Consider the following 18,655-nt stretch of genomic DNA (forward strand, 5'->3'; position numbering starts at 1 on the left):
ATAATTGAAAAATGTAGAGTTTTGAATGGAATACTATTGAGCTTTTGGGTTGTAATACAGAATGTTAAAATGGTTAACTTATTATTTTTTATGATAAAAATGTATATATTCGTATTATTTTGTTAATTTAACAAAATGAAAATTGTTTAAAAATAAGATTTTTATTCAACACTTGCATATTCAATTCTAGAATAAAAATATGTAGTATGGAAACCCAAAGTAATACAAATGAATCCGAAAATGCAGTTCAAGCACTTGGATTGCTTTTACATAACGGTCTTAATACTATTATACAAAGTAGTGGTGATTTGTATTGTGTTTTATCTTCAAATGGAATTTTTAATTATATCAGTAATACATTCGAAAGTTTAGGGTATGATCTTCATTTACTCTTTGAAAGTTCCTTCTTTAATTTAATTTCCAATTTCCAACATTCAAAAGTTGAAGAGTGTTTGGGTAAAGCTAAAAGCGAAAAAGAGACTAAAAGTATAGTATTGAAGATGCTAAAGCAAACAGGTGGTTTTCATTACTATCAATGGCGTTTTTCATGGGATGCAACAGCAAATGTTTTCTGTGGAATTGCATTTGACATAAATGAATTTCAAATAATAAAAGAACAATTTGAGTCCACTCAAGAGTTACTCATAGAAGGGCAAAAAATTGCCAAAACGGGTAGTTATACTTTTCATTTAGATACTCAAGCCATGGTTTGGTCTGATGAGCTATATGTTATTTTTGAAATTGATAAAGCAACTCCTAACTTGTACCAAGAGTATTTGTTTCGTCTAGCATTTGCAGACCATGCATTGATACAAACTAAAATTGATCAAATTATAGAAAGCCGACACCCTTTTGAAATAGAACATCGAATTTATTTGCCAGATCATCGAATAAAATGGATTTATGGTACAGCAATTCCTATTATCGATCAAAATAATCAAGTAAAAGGCATAAAGGGAGTAGCTCAAGATATTACTCAAAAAAAAGAAAGGGAATTACAAAAGAAAAGAAAACAAAAAATAGACAAAGAAATTGAACTGCGTCAGCTTGAAGAAAAAAGCAATGCCAAGTTTAGGAATTATGTACAGAATGCTCCAGATGGTGTGTTTGTAACTGATGAGAAGGGACGTTTTATAGAAGTAAATCCTGCAGCTTCCAAGATTACTGGTTTTTCAAAAACAGAATTATTGTCTATGTCGGTAAATGATTTTTCAGATCCAGATACTCCCGAATTATTTTATCAAACCATTCAGAATATCAAAAATCATGGAAATGTAAAGTGTGATATGAAATTTGTTCACAAGAACAAAAGTGTCCGATGGTGGTCCCTTGAAGGAGTAAAGCTTTCAAAAGATTCTTATTTAGGTTTTGTCAAAGATATTACCGATAGAAAAAAAATAGAAAAAGAGATTATTGAAAGTGAGGAGCGATATAGAGTATTAGTAAATCAAATGATTGATGCTATTGTTATCTCTACAGTAGGAGGTCGCATTATTAGTGTCAATGAAAATGCCAGCTTATTGACAGGATATTCTGAAAGCGAATTGTTATCCAAATCAATTTTCGATTTTGTAGATGATGACGAATTACTTTTTAGACCCTTTCAGTTCGAAAAATTAAAAAAAGGTCTTGCTGTAAATTCCGAAAGGGAAATCATACTTAAAAACAACACTTTTCTCCATGTTGAATTAAGTTCAAAACTACTCTATGATGGAAATGTTTTGACCATTGCAAGAGATATCACGGAACGAAAAGCTGCCGAAGAATTGTTGATTGAAAATGATAAATTTTTAAATGAAACTCAACAAATTGCCAATATTGGGACTTATAGCATAATTTTAGAAAAAGATTTTTGGTCCCGTTCCAAACTTTTGGATACTATTTTTGGTATCAAGTCTACGGATGTTTTAAATTCAAGTTTGTGGTTATCTATAGTGCATCCAGATCATAGAGATATGATGTATAACTATGTTTCAGAAGATGTTTTGACTAAAGGAGAACCTTTTGATAAAATGTATAAAATCATTCGCCAAAATGATAACGAGACACGATGGGTACACGGAAAAGGATCTTTGAAGTTCGATGATAAAGGTAATCCATTTTCTCTTGTAGGGACAATAAGAGATGTAACCGAAATAAAATTATTGGAATATGAGTTAACTAAGGCTAAAGAAAAAGCAGAAGAAGCAAATCAGGCAAAATCTGAATTTTTAGCCAATATGAGTCATGAAATTCGGACACCATTAAACGGTATTATTGGTTTTTCAGATTTGTTGTCCGCCACAGCACTTGATAAGAATCAAACCGAATACTTGTCAATTATAAACTCATCTGCTGCGACGTTGTTAAATATTATCAATAACATTCTTGATTTTTCCAAGATTGAAGCCAGAAAATTAGAACTTAATATCGAGAAAGTTGATTTGTTCGAATTAGTCCATCAGAGTATTCACTTGTTTAAATTTCAAGTGAAGCAAAAGAATATAGAATTACAAGTAAACATTGATAATACAGTTCCAAAGTTTGTATGGGCCGATTCACTTCGTCTGAAGCAAGTTTTGATTAATTTAATTAATAATGCTATTAAATTTACCTCAAGAGGTATTGTTCAACTCCAACTTAACGTATTGCAAAGTAGAGAAAGTCAATTTTTCTTGATTCGATTTACAGTCAAAGACAATGGAATTGGGATTAAAGCTGAAAATCAGATGAAAATTTTCCAATCTTTTGTTCAAGAAGATGCCACTACTTCAAGACAATTTGGAGGTACAGGTTTAGGCTTAACGATTTCAAATCAATTATTAGGATTAATGAATAGTGAATTAAAGTTAAAAAGTAAACCGGGTGTAGGAAGTACATTCTTTTTTGATATTGAATTAGAAAAAGCTTTACCTTCAGAAAAAGTATTGCATACTTCGGCTGATAAGAAAAAATCCAACCCTGTTTTGTCTACTATTGACTGTAGTATTTTAATTGCCGACGATAATTTGGTCAATCGTTATCTAGCTGTTACTCTAGTAAAGAGATTGTTGCCTAACGCTTTAGTTATGGAAGTACAAAATGGAGAAGAAGCCATACAACTTGCACAAAAAAATGCCTTCTGTATGATATTTATGGATATTCAAATGCCTATTATCAATGGGTACGAGGCGGCTACCGCGATTAGAAAAATAAATAAATATCAATCAGTACCAATTATTGCTTTGACCGCTGGAATTTTGAATGGTGATAAAGAAAAGTGTTTAGCTATCGGAATGAATGATTACTTGTCTAAACCTATTTTAGTGAATGATTTAGAACAAATTATACTTAAATGGTTAATTGAGCCTTCAAAAGCAAAATCTTTTAATTAATAGCTGGTATCATCTAATTTTACTTTTCCATTGAACGTTTTGTACAAAAAGAAAAAATAAGCTGCTAGCAATGGGGCACCAATAGCTACTATGGTCAGCATTATTCCTAATGATTTTTGTGAAGAAGCCGCATTGTAAATTGTGATACTATATTCTGGGTTAATTGTCGATATGAGTAGGGTAGGGTACAAATGTAATGCTACCAATATCAACAACAACGACATGGTAATAGATGAAAATACTAAGGCTTTCATGTACAACTTTTTTGATACTAATCGTGGTACATTGGCCACAGCCAAAAAGGAGAAAACCGGAACAGTGAAATAAATCGGATTAGCTCGGAAATTTTCAGTAACACCTGGGATAAATATCAAGGTGTAAAGAGAAGTGATGCCAAAACAAACAATAAAGAAAATCATTCCTTTTCGTAGTAAAAATGTCAATCTTTTATGCAAAGTACCTTCTGTTTTGAGCAGCAAATAAATTGCTCCTTGTGTCATAAAAAGTGACAATGTAGTAAATCCTACCATGATGGCATATGGATTTAAAAACGAGAAAAAGATTCCTCCTTGATAAGTGTAATTGGGTCCGATTGGAAAACCTTGCAAGATGTTTCCTAAAACTACGCCCAATAAAAAAGCAATCATGATACATGATGTACTATAGATAATGTCCCAGGTTTTTCGCCACCAAAGCATTTCTTCGGCGCTTCTAAATTTGATTCCTGCAGCACGAAGTACATTAAAAAATAAAAAAATCATAAATGGAACATACATTGCCGAAAGCATAGTGGCATACATTACCGGAAAACCTGCAAATAACGCTCCTCCTCCGATAACTAACCATACTTGATTGGCATCCCAAACAGGACCAATAGCATTAATTGCGATCCTACGACTAATGTCTTTCCTAAAAAATAAGTGCCAGGCACCAGCTCCAAAATCAAATCCTTCTAAGATGGCATATCCTGAAAAGAGTAACCCAATAACTAAATACCAAAGTGTAGGATAGTCAATACCAAAAATAGTTTCCATTTAATTGTTTTTTTTCTAGTTTAATACTGCATCAGAGAGTTCGTAAGGGCCTTGTTTTATTTTTTTGTTTACCGAATAAATAAACAATGCCAATAGTAAAGAATATACAAGGGTGAATAATACTAAAGAAAATACGATTTGATTAGCAGATACTTCTTGAGAAAAGGCTTCGCTAGTTCGCAATTGACCGTATACAACCCAAGGTTGTCTGCCCATTTCGGCGGCAAACCACCCAACTTGATTGGCAATTTGTGGAAGTAGTACCGAATAGGAAAAGATAGCCAAAAGCCATTTGGTTTCAAATAGTTTTCCTTTAAACCAAAGGATGCAGGCATAAAATGTCAGTAGAATTAAAAACATTCCTATGGCAACCATGATATGATAAAATTGAAAAACAGCGTTAACTTGACCAGGACGATCCTTTTCATCAAATGAATTTAACCCTTTGATAGGAGTTTGAAAGTCTTGATGTACAAGAAAAGACAGCCCTCCTGGAATTTTAATACCCGAAACGGTTTGGTCTTTTTTGTTGACCCAACCCACTAGGTATAAATCAGCAGGTGCATTAGCTTCAAAATGGCCTTCCATGGCGGCTAATTTTGCAGGTTGGTTAACCGCAACTCCATCGGCAGAACTGTGTCCAGACAACAATTGTGAAAATGAAAAAACTGTTGCCACAGCCAAAGCAATAGGAAAGGCTTTCTTGGAAATTGCTTCAAATCGCCCACGTCTTAAGTAATAGGCGTGTACGCTTAATACCATAAAGGCACCAGCTAAAAAAGCTCCTTGCCAAGTATGTATGAGCCTGTCAATGCTTGAAGGATTGAAAACCATAGCCCAAAAATCAGTAACTTCTGCTCTTGCATGCATGCCTTCGCCTACGATATGATAGCCTGCTGGTGTTTGTTGCCATGAATTGGCTACAACAATCCAAACTGCAGAAAACATCGATCCTAGAAATACTCCGATAGCCGATACTAAATGAACCCATGGTTTTACTCGGTTCCAACCAAAAAGTAAAACTCCTAAAAAGGTGCTTTCTAAACCAAATGCAAATAAACCTTCAGCGGCTAAAGCACTTCCGAAAATATCACCAACGTAACGAGAATAAACCGCCCAATTGGTACCAAATTCAAATTCCATGATGATACCTGTGGCTACCCCAATTCCAAATGTTAAGGCGAAAATTTTAATCCAAAAACGAGTTAGAATTTCGTACTCTTTGTTTTTAGTTTTAATATATAGACTTTCGAAAAGTACGATTAGAAGCCCAATTCCAATACTAAGGGGAGGGTAGATATAGTGAAAAGCAACGGTAAAGGCAAACTGAATTCTTGCTAATATTTCAACATCCATCTTTTGAGTTTTTAATAACGCAAAGGTAAATCAGAATGAAGAAAAATCCGTGATTTTTTAAAGATTACTAAGAAAAATTTAAGAAAACGTTTGAAAAGTAGTTATTTTGTTTGTTTTTTCTCAAATAAGCTTCCAATTAAGCCTCCAATAAGTCCTCCGTATAAGGTGCTGTTTAATGGTTTTGAGGTGATGGCACAGCCACCTGAGGTACATCCTACGGAAGTGTAGTACCAATATCCTGCGAGTAATCCTAATCCAATTCCAATACCTGTTACAATAATTCCTTGTTTACTCATGAGTGGCTTTTTTCTAGTATTATTTTGATTAATTCATCTTTGTTGACTACCCCTGATTGTCTCCATAGTTGTTTTCCTTTTTGGAATAAAATCATTGTAGGTACCCCTCGAACTTGAAATTGTGAGGCAATGGATTGGTTTTTGTCTACATCAATTTTAATAATTGTCACACGTTCGCCTAGTGATTCTTTAACTTGTTTTAAAATGGGTGCCAACATTTGGCATGGACCACACCAAGTAGCAAAAAAATCTACTAATACGGGTTGGTCTGCTTGTATAAGTGCTTGAAAGGATTTCATCGTATTGATTATTTTTTAGGAATCGTACAGCCATTAGAGCCACATCCCCAGTTAAACAATGCTTGTAGTAAAAAAAAGGCTCCAAAAAGAAGGAAAAACCATTCTCTTGTTGCATAGGCTTCGCCAAAAAGGAAAAGTGCAAAAGCTAATCGAATCCAGCGCATCAAATGCCAATTGGTAAATACTATTGTTTTCAAGGTAAGTTGTATTAAATTTTAGTAATGGTGTAATGAGATTCGTATGCTAATACTTCCTGTAGCTGAATTAAGGATATTTCTTGGGTGCTAATCAAAAGTAAATCGGAAAAATTGCTATTGATTTGTGCCGAAAGAACCCCTGGTAATTCAAGTAATTTTTTGGATACGGTCTGTACACAATTGGAACAAGTAATTCCGGTTAGGCCATACAAATTCACCACAATCTCTTTTTTCTTTATGAAATTAAAAAACAATTCTGAATGCATTCTTGGTAAAACCGAATTGGTACACTCTTCCATTTTTTCGATTTCAAATGCATCAGAAAATAAGGATTGGTATTCTATTGTACTACCACCAAAAGGAGGATTGACATCAAAATGGCGATTGAATAGCAGCCCCGATAGTTTTCCATTTTCGGCTAATAATTGATGCATTTTCCATACATATCGTTGTCTCATAAATGGAGGTAATGCACAGAAAAAAGTTTGTTCAATAATCAAATCATACGCCCCTTCATGCTCAAAAAAATCGCCTTGAATAACTTTAATCTCAGGGTTGTTTATGAATTTTTTTTGTAAATTTTCAATCAGGGTGGGTGCAATATCAATAAGAGTAACATTGCTAAATCCTTTGGCTAAAAGGTATTCTGCTTCGTACGTATTGCCACAACCAGGAATCAAAATCGCAAGGGATTGGTCTGTCAAGCCATCAATTAGCGATTGTATGGGTGGTGAAATTGTGCCTAAATCCCAACCTATAGTATTCGATTCATATTGTTTATCCCAATAGGAGGCATCAAGTGAAGTATCACATTGTTTTACGCAACATTGAATGTCTTTCATTTGTAATGGTTTGAATTTGATGTATAAAAAAGTTTTGTTTTGAAAGTGTTTTTTATAACACTCTACTTTGACAAACAAAATCAGTTCTTGGTAAGTCGGTTTTTGCAATTGCATTAAATCCTCCTTCAATTTCAGTAAAATTTCTGTATCCTCTTGCTTGAAGGATAGAAGCCGCAATCATACTACGGTAACCACCTGCACAATGCATGTAAAAATGTTGCTTTGGATTTATAGTTTCTATCCATTCGTTTATAGCAGCAAGGGGTTTATTGAAGGCGTCAACTATGTGTTCGGCACGGTATTCACTTTCTTTTCTCACATCGATTACGATGTCTTTGGAGATATCAATTTTTTGTTCAAATTCTTTTGGCGTAATACGGTGAATGGTGTCAATTTCTTTTTTAGCATCTAACCAGGTATCAAATCCTCCTGCTAGATGACCTAGTATTTTATCAAATCCAACTCGGCTTAATCGGGTAACCGTTTCTTCTTCAAGACCTTTTTCGGTTACTAATAGTAGCGGCTGATTCACATCAGCGATTAAAGCTCCAACCCAAGGGGCAAAGTCGCCATTGACTCCAATGTTTATGGACTGTGGGATAAAACTTTTGTAAAACTCATTGCTATTTCGAGTGTCCAAAATAAGGGCTCCATACTCTTCTGCCATTTTTTCAAAATCATCTGCTGACCAAGCTTTCATTCCGTTTTGAAGTACTAGATTGAAACTTTCATACCCTTGTTTGTTCATAGCGACATTCATTCCAAAATAGGCTGGTGGTGGCAACAATCCCTCGGTTACTTCTTTTATAAATTCAGCTTCGGTCATGTTGGCTCTTAAGGCATAATTATTTGATTTTTGTTGCCCAATAGTCGAAACCGTTTCTTTGCTCATGTTTTTTCCGCAAGCACTTCCAGCGCCATGAGCGGGATAAACGATAACATCATCAGGAAGAGTCATGATTTTGTCTCTTAGCGAATGGTATAAAATTCCGGCCAACTGGTCTTGAGTCATATTGGCTGCTTTTTGGGCCAAATCAGGGCGTCCTACATCGCCAATGAATAGTGTGTCTCCAGAAAAAATTGCGTGTTCTTTTCCATTTTTATCAAGAAGTAGATACGTAGTACTTTCCATAGTATGACCTGGGGTATGTAAAACTTTTATTTTACAATTCCCTAATTCAAATAATTGATTATCAGTAGCAATAACCGCCTCAAAATTTGGTTGAGCGGTAGGACCATAAACGATAGGAGCGCCAGTGGCTTGACTTAAATCTAAGTGACCCGATACGAAGTCAGCGTGAAAGTGTGTTTCAAAAATGTATTTCAATTGCACATTATCTCGTTCTATACGATCCAAATAAGGTTGTACTTCTCTAAGTGGATCTATGATGGCGGCTTCTCCGTTCGATGTAATGTAATAGGCACCTTGTGCCAAACAACCGGTATAAATTTGTTCTATTTTCATGGTAGCTATTTTTAAGAATACAAAGGTATAATTGATTTATGATATGAAACGTGATTTTTGTTACACTTCAAAAATGATTACAAAAAGGTTTCTCTAATGATAATGTATATTCCCATAATTAATATAAACCATCCAAATGCAGGTTTTAACTTTGCTCCATCAATTCTTTTAGATAATTGCGTGCCAATGATTATTCCGAGTAATGCCATAGTGGAAATGGAGAGTAAAAAAGGATAGTTGATTTGGGTGCCAATCCATAAATCGCCAGCAAAACCAATGGCAGAATTTAAGAAGATTATTAGGAGTGAGGTCCCAACAGCTTGTTTCATAGGAAGTTTTGCGAAAAACAACAATGCAGGAATGATTAAAAAACCGCCGCCTGCTCCCAAAAATCCAGTAACAATACCAATAATAAATCCAATTATTCCCAATTGGAAATAATTTGTAGTTCCGTTTGTATCCAATTCTTTAGTAGGTTTTCGTATCATTGAAAAGGAGGCTGCAATCATTAATATGGAAAAAATTACCATAATCATGAATTCTCTGGAAACTTGAAAATTGGCAATTGAAAAAAGAGTAGAGGCAATCTGAGGGAAAATTACTTCGCGAATGATTAGAAGCGAAAGTATAGAGGGGAAAGCAAATACTAGGGCAGCTTTTAATTTTAAATTTCCCATTTTAAAATGAGTAAATCCTCCAAATAGAGCAGATAATCCTACTATAAATAAAGAATAACTTGTAGCTAATTTTGGGTCAATTTTGAATAAATACACCAAAATAGGTATTGTGAGTATGGATCCACCACCTCCGATTAACCCCAAAGAGATACCAATAATAATGGATGCAAAATAACCAAGGTATTCCATTGTTTTTCTTTTAGAATACAAAGGTGAGACTTTATCGATTTAGTTTTGGTAATTTTTGTCACATTATTTTTCAAAAAAAACTTTCGAAGCTTTTATATAATGAATTTTGAAAAAGGAGTGTAGGAATAGAATATTAGGTACTAATTTTTGGCTGTCAAATGGTACTTAAAATTACGCTTAAAATAAGACCTCAATGTGGTTTCTATGAAGTGTAACCAAACCTCTTTGTTCCATTTTTTTAAGTAAACGAGAAATTACTTCTCGGGAAGTATTCAAATCCATGCCAATTTCTTGATGCGATAATTTCAAATCGTTAGTTCCATTCGAAGCTACTTGCCTTTTCAAATAAAATTCGAGACGTTCGTCCATGGCTCTAAACGCTACACTGTCCAACACCTCTAATACTTCTTCAAAACGATTGCGGTATGTAGCCACAACAAATTCGTACCATGTGCGGTGTTCCATCATCCATCGGTCCATTAATTGTAATGGTACTGTAATTAACTCGGTATCTTCAACTGCTTTAGCCATAATTTGGCTTTTTTCGCTTCGAGTAGCGCAAACCATAGAAAGAGCACACGCTTGTCCCGGAAGTAAATAGTACATGAAGAATTCGCCTCCATCTTCGTCTTCACGATAAATTTTTATTTTCCCACTTATAACTAAAACAGTATTGCGAATGTATTGCCCCGTTCGCATGATTATGGTACCTGACGGAAAAAATTGCTCTTTGGCATTTTGATGAATGGCCTGAGTTAGTTCATTGGAAAAAGAAGGAAAAGAAGCTTGCAATGTAGTACTCATTATTGATATGCTTTTTTGATGTGGAATTCTCAAAGATAAGATAATTTAAAATAATATTTATTTAGGATAGTATTGCGGATCTGATTCTTCTAAGTGTATTGTTGTGTTTTATATTTGTTTCTTTTGTTAAAAAATAAAGATGTTGATTAATTTTTAAGAAAAATACGTTTATGTTGGTTTATTTTATTTACGATAACGATTTCTTTGAATTATTATCTATTTAACACTTTTGGGGTCAAATTTATAATCGAAACATTGTATTTTTACCAAAAACGAAAAAATTATGGACTTAACACAAGAAGATTGGATCTCACAATTTGAATCGGATAGCAATGCTGTAATGTTAGATGTTAGAACAGAAGAGGAATTTAATGATGGAGTAATTCCTACAGCAATAAACATTGATATTCGTCAAGAAGCAGAATTTATGGAAGCAATTGAAGCTTTAGATAAGACTAAAAGTTATTATGTTTATTGTCGTTCAGGAATGCGAAGTGCTAATGCCTGTGCCATTATGAATGAAATAGGTATTCCTAATACATTTAACTTAATTGGAGGGATTTTGGCTTGGAATGGAGAAATCGTGGCTCCAGATTAATAAAAGATTTTTTTAAAATAAAATAGATAAAGAATGGAAGTTATACCACAAGAATATCAAATTACAGACTTAATCAATCAAGATACATATTTAGTTAATGGTGAATTGCGTAAGTGGACTGGAAAAACCACTCCAGTGTATTCTACCATTTCTTCTACCGAAGAATATGCACCTACATTATTAGGTACTATTCCTTTTATGGGAGAAACCGAAGCATTAGAAGCTGTTGAAGCTGCTCAAGCCGCATATAACAAAGGTCAAGGTTTGTGGCCAACGATGAAGGTGGTGGATCGAATCAAGTGTATGGAAAACTTTGTGACTCAAATGAAAACAACGAGATCACTGGTTGTAAAAATGCTAATGTGGGAAATTGGTAAAACACTTGGAGATTCTGAAAAAGAATTTGATAGAACTGTGGAGTATATATATGACACGATTGAAAGTTTAAAAGAGTTGAACCGACAAAACTCTCACTTTACCAAAGTGCAAGGTATTCATGCCATGATACGCCGAGGACCTTTGGGAGTGGTACTTTGTTTAGGTCCTTATAACTATCCTTTAAATGAAACATTTTCACTGCTTATTCCTGCGCTTATCATGGGAAATCCTGTGATTTTTAAACCCGCAAAACATGGAGTTCTTTTGATTTCTCCTTTGTTAGAAGCTTTCAAAAATAGTTTTCCAAAAGGAGCCATTAATATTGTATATGGTAGAGGTCGCGAAGTGGCCACCCCAATAATGCGTTCTGGAAAAGTGGATATGTTGGCTTTGATTGGTAATAGTAAATCTGCAATTGCCTTACAAGATCAACACCCAAATAAAAACCGTTTGCGTTTAATCTTAGGTCTAGAAGCTAAAAATCCTGCTATTATTTTGCCTGATGCCGATTTAGATTTAACCATTCAAGAATGTATAACGGGTTCGTTGTCATTTAACGGACAGCGCTGTACAGCACTAAAATTGATTTACGTGCACGAATCTATTGCAGCAGAATTCAATGCAAGATTCGCAGCCAAAGTAGATGAACTAAAATTGGCTAATCCTTGGGAAAAAGGCGCGATGCTAACCCCTTTACCCGAAGTAGAAAAGCCAAATTATATTCAGGAGTTAATTCAAGATGCAACCGCAAAAGGCGCCAAAGTGATAAATGCAAAAGGAGGACAAAGAACTGAAAATGCAATTTTTCCTGCTGTTGTTTTTCCAGTTAATAAAGAAATGCGTGTCTATCACGAAGAACAATTTGGACCTATTGTACCTATTCTTACTTTCAAAGACATCCAAGAACCTTTGAATGATATGGCAGAATCCAATTATGGCCAACAAGTGAGTTTGTTTGGTAAAGACAGTCAAACAATTGCCCCTTTAATTGATACTTTAGTAAATTTAGTTTGTCGTGTAAATTTGAATAGCTCTTGTCAAAGAGGTCCAGATGTATTTCCTTTTACCGGACGAAAAGATTCGGCAGTAGCCACTCTAAGTATTCATGATGCCTTGCGTTCTTTCTCTATTAGAACTTTTGTAGCTTCAAAAGATAATACCTATAATAATGAAATTTTACAAAATTTGTTAAATAGTAAAGAATCCAATTTCATTAATACAGATTATATATTATAACCTCTATTTTCCTACATTTAAACACCTTCTTTTAACAATTGAAGGTGTTTTTTTTTGCAAGCAAAAATAAGTATTTAACATTTTTTTTGTAAAAAATGATATTTGTCATTCCACAAACAGAGTATATATTGTAAATTTGATTAACAAACTAAATCGATTTCGATATGAAAACTAACTATGCTAAGCCTTTTGTTTTTTGGTTGTGTATTGTACTAAGTCCCATCGCCTTTGCTCAAAAGTCAGATTGGAAAGCACCAATTGAATCCAAAACTTTGAAAAATCCATTCAAAGGCAATGCTAAATCAACCGCTGAAGGAAAAAAAATATATGATCAAATGTGCGTGATTTGTCACGGTGAAAAAGGTAAAGGGAATGGCCTAGCCGGATTAACCTTGGATAAAAAGCCTGCCAATTTTTTGGCTTTCAAAGTGCAAAGAGAAACTGATGGTGAAATTTATTGGAAATTAACCAACGGAAGACCACCAATGGCATCTTATGAAGAATTGTTAACCGAAGACCAACGATGGAAATTGGTTAATTATATTAGATCACTAGAACAATAATTAAAAATTTAAAACCATTCGTAAAAAAGTTAAAATAGTCAGCAAGAAAATTCAAGATCAATTGCATCGTGAGCCTTATTATATACCTGTTCGATGGCGCATTTTTCCTAATATTGTAATTAACTTAATCAGTTTTTTGTTTTCTGGAATGGTGATTTTTGTTTTGGTGTTTTGGATCTGTAAGTTCGTTCTTAAATTGTTTTATCATTTGAATTAGTATCATAAATTAAAAGGCGTTTCTGGGTTCAATTTATTAACCACTTCAAGATTTTTTTGGAGTGGTTTTTAAGTTTTTATCTATTTTCAACTCATGATCAAATAGGCAAATGCTTGCTTTGAATCAATTTTTTGTATTTTAGCTCAAAATCTGAATAAATGTTATCACAAAAAACAAAATACGCACTCAAAGCTTTACTTTATTTGGCGCAAATGCCTGAGGGGGAAATTGCAAAAACCATTGCAATTTCTGAAGGTGCTAATATTCCTAAAAAATTTTTAGAGCAAATTCTGTTGGATTTAAAAAGAGGACATTTTGTTGGAAGTAAACAAGGAAAGATGGGAGGGTATTATCTTCTAAAATCGAAAGAAACTATTACATTAGCGGATGTTCACAGATTGTTTGATGGAGCAATTGCCTTATTGCCTTGTGCATCGCTAAATTTTTACGAGCGATGTTCAGATTGTACCAATGAAGAAGAATGTCATTTACGCCAAGGTTTGATTTCGGTTCGTGATGAAACTTTAAAATCGATGCAAAAAATTACCTTAGCCTCATTGTTAATTAACCTTTCAGAGTAAAAATCACTGCAAATTATTTTTCGAATTCTATATAGTTCTAAAAAAAGCATCCCAAAAAGCACTAGTTCGAAAGTGGTTTTTGGGATGTTTTTTTGTGTGTAAAAATTTAGTTTTCTGCTATGATTGTGTCTGTCTTTCGATTGGTCCACTGTATGAGTATTGAAAGGAAAATAGTCAATAAAGCACCAATAAAGTTAAGCCATAAATACCCAAGTTTTTCTTCGCCACTTGGATAAATATATATGGCGAAATAGTAGATGATAAAAATAGCCATTTGACTAACTACAGCACTATAAAAAACGGCATTTGCTCCTACTTTTTTAAAATAGAAGCCCACCAAAAACACCCCCAATACAGTGCCATAAAAAATAGACCCGATAATGTTTACCAATTGAATTAAGTTTTCAAACATTGTACCGATACAAGCAAAAAGGATAGCAATGATACCCCACATAATAGTGAAAAATTTGGTAGCGTTGAGGTAGTGTTTGTCTGATTTTTCGCCTTTTTGATTGCGTTTATAAATATCGATAGCCGTGGTTGATGCTAATGCATTTAGCCCCGAAGCTGTAGAAGACATGGCTGCGGATAAAATTACAGCTAACAAAAGTCCAATCAGTCCTTTAGGAAGATAATGCAATACAAAATGGAAAAAAACATAATCTTTGTCGTTTGTCTCACTTTCAGGGTCTGCTTTGGCAATTAGTTCTTTGGCACGATCTCTCAAATCTTTTTCTTTATTCGATAAAACGACCAATTCTTTGCGCAAGGTTGGATTATCAAAATCTTGATTCAATTGATCAATGTATAATAAATTGATGACTTTTTTATCTTCCGATAAGGCGCTGAGTTGTTTTTCCAGAGCATGATATTCCGTTTTGTAAGCCGATTTTTCAATCAAAACTTTATTGTTCGGATTGAAATTCAAGGGTACAGGGTTAAATTGGAAAAATACAAATACCATGACCCCGGTTAGTAAAATGAAAAACTGCATCGGGACTTTTAATAAACCATTCATGATAAGTCCCATTTGACTTTCTCGTACGGATTTACCAGAGAGATAACGGCCTACTTGCGATTGATCAGTTCCAAAATAGGCCAAAGCAAGAAAAAATCCACCGGTTATTCCGCTCCAAAAAGTATATTTTTGTTCAGGATTGTAAGAAAAATTTACGATATTCATTTTGTCATTAGCGCCTGCAATATGCAAAGCGCTAGAGAAAGTCATATCGTTAGGTAAATAATGTAAGATCAAGAAAAAAGTGATAAACATGCCTGACATGATAACAAACATTTGTTGTTTTTGCGTCACATTTACTGCTTTGGTACCACCCGAAAAAGTATAAATAATCACCGAAATACCGATAAAGATATTCATGTAAGTAATATTCCAGCCCAAAATAGCCGATAAAATTATTGCAGGAGCATAAATAGTAATTCCGGTACCAAGGCCGCGTTGTACTAAAAACAGAATAGCGGCTAAGGAACGCGTTTTGAGGTCAAATCGTTTTTCTAGGTATTCGTAAGCGGTATAGACTTTAAACTTATGATAAATAGGAATAAAGGTTACACAAATCATAATCATAGCTATGGGTAAGCCGAAGTAGAATTGTACAAACCCCATTCCATCATGATAAGCTTGACCCGGAGTAGATAAAAAAGTGATGGCGCTAGCTTGTGTAGCCATGACTGACAAGCCAACCACCCACCATGGGGTCTCGTGATTGCCTAAAATAAATTCTTCAACATTTTTACTGCCTTTGGTTTTCCAAACGCCATAGAAAACGATGAATAAAAGTGTAAGTAACAGGATAATCCAATCAAATAATTCCATAGATTAAGCAAATAGTTTCATGATGACAGTAAAAATAAAGACATATATAATGTTAGCTATGAGTACTATGGTGTAGTCTCGTTTCCAAATTTCTTTCTGTGGTGGCTTCATTTTGAGTCGTTTAGTCTTAATTTTTGATAGTAGGGTGAGGTACTTTTGGTGTGTTTTTTAACGAAATCGTGTTGGCCAAAAGTTTAAAGGCGCCGATAACTCCTTCGGGTAATTCTCTAAAAAAGCTTAAACCGGTATAAATGTAATTTCCTTTGCCGTAGGGGGCTACCAATAAAGCTCCTTTTTTGTCTGTTTCGCCTTGGTCATGAGCCGATAAAATAGGGGTAAATGCAGGGTCAAAAGTATTGGGATAGTACAATCCTTGTTCTTGTTTCCAGCCTTTGAAATCATCAGGGGTTATTTTGTTTGGTGTGGTCAAGATGGGATGAGTTGGTGCCAAAAATTGTACTTCGGCATTTTCCTCGGTCACTCGATCTCTTGATATTTTTAAAGGATACGGGGCAATATTTGGTGTTACCAAGTCGTCTGTAGTATTGTATTGTACGATCATGGTTTTGCCTTCTTTTACAAAATCAAACAAAATAGATTGTTTGTTGGCCAATGCCGGCAGTGTGTTATACGCGCGTACCCCAGTCATTACAACATCAAATGAAGACAATTTTTCGGGAGTAATTTCTTCTGCTTTAATTAGACTTACTTGATACCCTAATTGCTTTAAACTTTCTGGAACCTCGTCTCCAGCACCCATAATGTAGGCAATCCTTTCGTTGTAGGTTTTGATGTCGGTTTTTAAGAATTTGGCTTCGGCAGCTTGTAAGATTTGTTGTTTGGTAATGTGGTTGTACTCTATAAGTATTTGGCTCTTGTCTAATCGTTTGTCTCCAATAATTACGATACTTTTAGCAATGCTTTCTTGATTGTTTTTTGGAGGTGTAACTGTGAAATATACAGTTTTTTCCTCTCCTTTTTGCTGTAGTTCAAATTCAATAAAAGCAGGGGTAACTTTCCAATCTTTATTCATTTCTAATTGGACAATTCCCTTAATACCTTCTTTACCTGCTCTTACTTTTACCCCAATTGTTTTAGTTTTTTCACTTTGAAACAATACTACTTTTTCGTTAAATGTTGAGGTAGCTTCGGGTACAATGTCTAAATAATTGTACATTTCTCCTTTTACATCATCGTTGTATTTGTATACCACAGTACGCTCCATAGGGATGCTTACTCCTTGGATAACTAGGTTGAAAATTACTTTGATTTCTCTTTCTTTTTCTGGCAATCCGATGGAAAGTGGGTCGCTAACTTTGTACATTCCTTCTGTTGCTTTTTCTACTAACCAATAAGGTTGTGTGTAGGAAAGCTGATCAGAAAGCTTTTGTTCTATGTTAAAAGTGAACTGTTGGTTGTTTTTCAAGCTAGTGTTTTTTTCAAAAGTTGTGGAATCCGGCAATGTGGTTACACTTTTTAATACCATTGGAATTTCAGAACGATTGATGGCTTCAAGCTTTAAATTGATGGAACTTCCAGGGGTAATTTCTTGAGTAGAAGCAACGGCTTCCAAGTACAAACCACTACAAGCTGCAATGATTTTTTTGGTAGCTTCTGCTTTAATTTTTGACCAATGATTTTCTTTCAAATCAAGCATCATTTGGTAGGCTCTTACTAAATCGGGAATACTGGCGGCGGGATGATTGTAATCAAATGTGTTGGCTATGGAAGTAAGTAATTCTCCAATAGGTTTTCCTCCTTTAACGCGATTCCAAGAAGTATCAATTCCGTCAAACAATGAGCCATTGGCTGATATTTTATCGCCATTTAAGAATTCTAAATATTCGGTTTCTTCACCTCTTGTACCTGTTGATCCAAATCCTTGAGATTGATGACAACTACGGCTCAAAGCGGCAATTTCTTGATTTGATTTACCAATATTGGCATAGTAAACGCCTGTTTGTAGTGCAATTAAATTGGATTTATCTGCCGCGTCGAATTTTTCCTTGGAACCATAAAACCACCAAGACGTATTGAAAAATTGTCGTTTAGGTTGCCAAGGTTGTACATAGGCTAATTGTTCAGGAAATACATTTGGATTGTTAGCCATTGAAAAACTTTCGACACTTAGCATGGCTGATGAGGTATGATGTCCGTGGGTAGTTCCTGGCGAACGATGATCAAATCGATTGATGATAATATCAGGTTGGAATTTTCGTATAGCCCAAACCACATCAGCAAGGACCTTATCTTTTTCCCAAATATTCAAAGTTTCGGTTGGATTTTTTGAAAAGCCAAAGTCATTGGCACGAGAAAAAAGTTGTTCTCCACCATCAATTTTTCTAGCTTCTATCAGCTCTTGAGTTCGAATTACTCCTAATTGTTCACGCAATTGAGGACCAATCAAATTTTGTCCTCCGTCGCCTCGAGTAAGCGATAAATAGGCAGTACGTGCTTTAGTGTCATTGGCTAAATACGAGATAAGTCGGGTGTTTTCGTCGTCTGGATGTGCGGCGATATACAAGACCGACCCTAAGAAATTTAATTTTTGTATTTGGTTGTAAATTTCGGCCGCGTTTAGTTTTGATGGTTTTTGGGCAAATGAAGGAGTAGCAGTTACAATAAATAAGAGACTAAAGTAAATTGTAAATTGTCGCATGTAATTTAGGTTTCAAAATATAAACAAAAACTCAAGAAAAGCGCATTTTCCGCTTTCTTATTCCAAAAAATTGTTCA

General features: G+C 34.6%; 16 protein-coding genes. 5 read left to right on the forward strand and 11 right to left on the reverse strand.

The features are described 5' to 3' along the window. The first annotated feature begins 206 nt into the window (after positions 1 to 206). A complete protein-coding gene (locus tag ACZIX2_RS03165; protein ID WP_463338631.1) occupies positions 207 to 3,353 on the forward strand; it encodes a PAS domain S-box protein in 3,147 nt (1,048 codons plus the stop codon). Here the strand turns inward: ACZIX2_RS03165 and cydB are convergent. The 9 genes from cydB to ACZIX2_RS03210 all read right to left on the reverse strand — a co-directional run bounded on the left by cydB (position 3,350) and on the right by ACZIX2_RS03210 (position 10,512). Further along, entirely contained in the window at positions 3,350 to 4,387 is a 1,038-nt protein-coding gene (cydB, locus tag ACZIX2_RS03170) for a cytochrome d ubiquinol oxidase subunit II (protein ID WP_463338632.1), read from the reverse strand. The two genes, ACZIX2_RS03165 and cydB, sit on opposite strands and share 4 nt — an antisense overlap. 15 nt (positions 4,388 to 4,402) lie before the next feature. Next, entirely contained in the window at positions 4,403 to 5,743 is a 1,341-nt protein-coding gene (locus tag ACZIX2_RS03175) for a cytochrome ubiquinol oxidase subunit I (RefSeq protein ID WP_463338633.1), read from the reverse strand. 101 nt (positions 5,744 to 5,844) lie between these two features. Continuing rightward, complete coding sequence (locus ACZIX2_RS03180; protein WP_463338634.1) at positions 5,845 to 6,039, reverse strand: DUF6132 family protein; 195 nt, start codon at positions 6,037 to 6,039, stop codon at positions 5,845 to 5,847. Beyond that, a complete protein-coding gene (trxA, locus tag ACZIX2_RS03185) occupies positions 6,036 to 6,338 on the reverse strand; it encodes a thioredoxin (RefSeq protein ID WP_463338635.1) in 303 nt (100 codons plus the stop codon). The genes ACZIX2_RS03180 and trxA overlap by 4 nt, the downstream gene beginning before the upstream one ends. Positions 6,339 to 6,346: 8 nt before the next feature. After that, positions 6,347 to 6,535, reverse strand: coding sequence for a hypothetical protein (locus ACZIX2_RS03190; protein ID WP_463338636.1), 189 nt, complete (start codon positions 6,533 to 6,535; stop codon positions 6,347 to 6,349). Between the two features lie 11 nt (positions 6,536 to 6,546). Continuing rightward, on the reverse strand, positions 6,547 to 7,377 hold the full coding sequence (locus ACZIX2_RS03195) for a methyltransferase domain-containing protein (RefSeq protein WP_463338637.1): 831 nt from the start codon (positions 7,375 to 7,377) through the stop codon (positions 6,547 to 6,549). A 52-nt stretch (positions 7,378 to 7,429) separates the two neighbouring features. Beyond that, positions 7,430 to 8,842, reverse strand: a complete 1,413-nt coding sequence (locus ACZIX2_RS03200) for an MBL fold metallo-hydrolase (protein ID WP_463338638.1) — start codon at positions 8,840 to 8,842, stop codon at positions 7,430 to 7,432. A gap of 77 nt (positions 8,843 to 8,919) precedes the next feature. Next, positions 8,920 to 9,708 carry a sulfite exporter TauE/SafE family protein gene (locus ACZIX2_RS03205; RefSeq protein ID WP_463338639.1) on the reverse strand — a complete coding sequence of 263 codons (789 nt, stop codon included), beginning with the start codon at positions 9,706 to 9,708 and terminating at the stop codon, positions 8,920 to 8,922. A gap of 177 nt (positions 9,709 to 9,885) precedes the next feature. Continuing rightward, entirely contained in the window at positions 9,886 to 10,512 is a 627-nt protein-coding gene (locus ACZIX2_RS03210; protein WP_463338640.1) for a Crp/Fnr family transcriptional regulator, read from the reverse strand. Between the two features lie 283 nt (positions 10,513 to 10,795). On the opposite strand from ACZIX2_RS03210, the gene ACZIX2_RS03215 reads away from it, so the two are divergent. The 4 genes from ACZIX2_RS03215 (at position 10,796) to ACZIX2_RS03230 (ending at position 14,085) form a co-directional block, all read left to right on the forward strand. Then, complete coding sequence (locus tag ACZIX2_RS03215) at positions 10,796 to 11,110, forward strand: rhodanese-like domain-containing protein (protein WP_463338641.1); 315 nt, start codon at positions 10,796 to 10,798, stop codon at positions 11,108 to 11,110. 33 nt (positions 11,111 to 11,143) lie between these two features. Further along, on the forward strand, positions 11,144 to 12,724 hold the full coding sequence (locus ACZIX2_RS03220) for an NADP-dependent glyceraldehyde-3-phosphate dehydrogenase (protein ID WP_463338642.1): 1,581 nt from the start codon (positions 11,144 to 11,146) through the stop codon (positions 12,722 to 12,724). A 164-nt stretch (positions 12,725 to 12,888) separates the two neighbouring features. Next, complete coding sequence (locus ACZIX2_RS03225; protein WP_463338643.1) at positions 12,889 to 13,287, forward strand: c-type cytochrome; 399 nt, start codon at positions 12,889 to 12,891, stop codon at positions 13,285 to 13,287. A 375-nt stretch (positions 13,288 to 13,662) separates the two neighbouring features. Further along, a complete protein-coding gene (locus tag ACZIX2_RS03230; protein WP_463338644.1) occupies positions 13,663 to 14,085 on the forward strand; it encodes an RrF2 family transcriptional regulator in 423 nt (140 codons plus the stop codon). A 106-nt stretch (positions 14,086 to 14,191) separates the two neighbouring features. Here the strand turns inward: ACZIX2_RS03230 and ACZIX2_RS03235 are convergent, their stop codons facing one another. Together ACZIX2_RS03235 and ACZIX2_RS03240 are read right to left on the reverse strand one after the other, a co-directional pair. Next, positions 14,192 to 15,919 (reverse strand): sodium:solute symporter family protein, encoded by a 1,728-nt coding sequence (locus tag ACZIX2_RS03235; RefSeq protein ID WP_463338645.1) that lies wholly within the window; start codon positions 15,917 to 15,919, stop codon positions 14,192 to 14,194. A 127-nt stretch (positions 15,920 to 16,046) separates the two neighbouring features. Continuing rightward, the gene (locus ACZIX2_RS03240; protein ID WP_463338646.1) at positions 16,047 to 18,578 is read right to left on the reverse strand and encodes a PIG-L family deacetylase; all 2,532 of its coding nucleotides are present in this window, start codon (positions 18,576 to 18,578) and stop codon (positions 16,047 to 16,049) included. Positions 18,579 to 18,655 lie beyond the last annotated feature (77 nt).

The sequence above is a fragment of the Flavobacterium riviphilum genome (genome assembly GCF_055231795.1).

Bases quoted from the DNA above. Each gene is read 5' to 3' on its own strand.
- cydB (WP_463338632.1), bottom strand. From the start codon at position 4,387: ATGGAAACTATTTTTGGTATTGACTATCCTACACTTTGGTATTTAGTT.
- ACZIX2_RS03240 (WP_463338646.1), bottom strand. From the start codon at position 18,578: ATGCGACAATTTACAATTTACTTTAGTCTCTTATTTATTGTAACTGCT.
- ACZIX2_RS03235 (WP_463338645.1), bottom strand. From the start codon at position 15,919: ATGGAATTATTTGATTGGATTATCCTGTTACTTACACTTTTATTCATC.
- ACZIX2_RS03210 (WP_463338640.1), bottom strand. From the start codon at position 10,512: ATGAGTACTACATTGCAAGCTTCTTTTCCTTCTTTTTCCAATGAACTA.
- ACZIX2_RS03230 (WP_463338644.1), top strand. From the start codon at position 13,663: ATGTTATCACAAAAAACAAAATACGCACTCAAAGCTTTACTTTATTTG.
- ACZIX2_RS03200 (WP_463338638.1), bottom strand. From the start codon at position 8,842: ATGAAAATAGAACAAATTTATACCGGTTGTTTGGCACAAGGTGCCTAT.
- ACZIX2_RS03175 (WP_463338633.1), bottom strand. From the start codon at position 5,743: ATGGATGTTGAAATATTAGCAAGAATTCAGTTTGCCTTTACCGTTGCT.
- ACZIX2_RS03165 (WP_463338631.1), top strand. From the start codon at position 207: ATGGAAACCCAAAGTAATACAAATGAATCCGAAAATGCAGTTCAAGCA.
- ACZIX2_RS03225 (WP_463338643.1), top strand. From the start codon at position 12,889: ATGAAAACTAACTATGCTAAGCCTTTTGTTTTTTGGTTGTGTATTGTA.
- ACZIX2_RS03215 (WP_463338641.1), top strand. From the start codon at position 10,796: ATGGACTTAACACAAGAAGATTGGATCTCACAATTTGAATCGGATAGC.
- trxA (WP_463338635.1), bottom strand. From the start codon at position 6,338: ATGAAATCCTTTCAAGCACTTATACAAGCAGACCAACCCGTATTAGTA.
- ACZIX2_RS03205 (WP_463338639.1), bottom strand. From the start codon at position 9,708: ATGGAATACCTTGGTTATTTTGCATCCATTATTATTGGTATCTCTTTG.
- ACZIX2_RS03220 (WP_463338642.1), top strand. From the start codon at position 11,144: ATGGAAGTTATACCACAAGAATATCAAATTACAGACTTAATCAATCAA.
- ACZIX2_RS03180 (WP_463338634.1), bottom strand. From the start codon at position 6,039: ATGAGTAAACAAGGAATTATTGTAACAGGTATTGGAATTGGATTAGGA.
- ACZIX2_RS03195 (WP_463338637.1), bottom strand. From the start codon at position 7,377: ATGAAAGACATTCAATGTTGCGTAAAACAATGTGATACTTCACTTGAT.